A 1,664-nucleotide genomic window follows, 5' to 3' on the forward strand; every position below is an offset into this window, starting at 1 on the left:
GACTTGGCCGACACCACCCACGACACAGCACCCACCACCCCCGCCACAGGCTCGGGTTCAGGAACCGGAACCGGAACCTGCTCCAGGATCACGTGGGCATTGGTCCCACTGATCCCGAACGACGACACGCCCGCCCGGCGGGGGTGGTCGCTCTGCGGCCAGTCGCGGGCCTCGGTCAGCAGCTCCACCGCACCACTGGACCAGTCGACCTGATCCGTCGGCTCAGCAGCATGCAGTGTGGCGGGCAGCGTCTCGTGCCGCATGGCCTGGATCATCTTGATGACGCCCGCCACACCGGCAGCCGCCTGTGTGTGTCCGATGTTCGACTTCACCGAGCCGAGCCAGAGCGGTTGGTCTTCGGACCTCTCCTTGCCGTACGTGGCCAGCAGCGCCTGAGCCTCGATCGGGTCCCCGAGCGGAGTACCCGTACCGTGTGCCTCCACCACATCCACCTCGGCGGCGGACAGTCCGGCAGAGGCCAGCGCCTGCCGGATCACCCGCTGCTGCGAGGGACCGTTCGGAGCGGTGAGCCCGTTGCTCGCACCGTCCTGGTTGACCGCACTGCCCCGCACCACCGCCAGCACCTCATGGCCGCGCTCCCTCGCCAGCGACAGCGGCTCCACCAACAGCACACCCACGCCCTCGGCCAGGCCGAAACCGTCGGAGTCGGCGGAGAACGCCTTGCAGCGGCCGTCCACCGACAGCCCGTGCTGCCTGGAGAAGCCGGTGATCCCGCCCGGCGTGGCCATCACCGTGACCCCACCGGTCAGCGCCAGGTCGCATTCCCCGGCTCGTATCGCCTGTACGGCGAGGTGCAGCGCGACCAGGGACGACGAACACGCCGTGTCCACCGTCACCGCGGGACCCTCCAGGCCCAGCGTGTACGCGACGCGGCCGGAGACAACCGAGGTGACACTGCCCGTCAGGGCATAGCCTTCCAGCTCCGGTGACTGCTCGACAGCGTTGTAGCCCTGGTGCCAGGCACCGGCGAAGACGCCTGTACGGCTGCCATGCAGCGAGGCCGGATCGATCCCGGCGCTCTCCAGCGCCTCCCAGCAGGTCTCCAGAAGCAGCCGCTGCTGCGGGTCCATGGCCGTGGCCTCGCGCGGCGAGATCCCGAAGAAGCCCGCGTCGAAGCCGCCGGCGTCGATAAGGAAGCCACCCTGCCGGGTGTAGGTAGTACCGCTACGCTCCGGGTCCGGGTCGTACAGCCCGTCGAGGTCCCAGCCCCGGTCGGTCGGGAAGTCGACGACCCCGTCACCGCCGGAGGCCACCAGATCCCACAGTTCCTCCGGGGATCCGACACCGCCCGGGAAGCGGCAAGCCATCCCGACGATCGCCACCGGTTCGTCGCTCAGCGCGACGAGGGCGGTCTGGAGCTGCGGCGCCGGTCCCGCGCCGATCAGTTCGGAGTACAGGTAAGCGGCAAGGGAGTTGGGGGTGGGGTAGTCGAAGACGAGGGTGGGCGGGAGCCGGAGTTCGGTGGCGGTGTTGAGCCGGTTACGGAGATCCACCGCCGCCAGCGAATCAAAGCCCAGCTCCTTGAACACCTGGTCAGGACGGACTGCGTCGGGGGTGGTGTGGCCGAGGACGGTCGCTGCATGCGAACGGACCAGATCCGTCAGCACACCACGTACCTCGCTCTCGCCAAGACCACTCAGCCG

At 69.2% G+C, this 1,664-nt stretch carries 1 protein-coding gene; it reads right to left on the bottom strand.

What is annotated here, in order from left to right; translation table 11 throughout:
- The coding region (locus tag ACIP8W_RS31920) for a type I polyketide synthase (protein WP_402205911.1) at window positions 1-1,664 on the bottom strand (1,664 nt) is incomplete at both ends.

The sequence above is a fragment of the Streptomyces sp. NPDC088554 genome, assembly GCF_044752945.1.
In the GTDB taxonomy this organism is placed as follows: Bacteria; Actinomycetota; Actinomycetes; order Streptomycetales; family Streptomycetaceae; genus Streptomyces.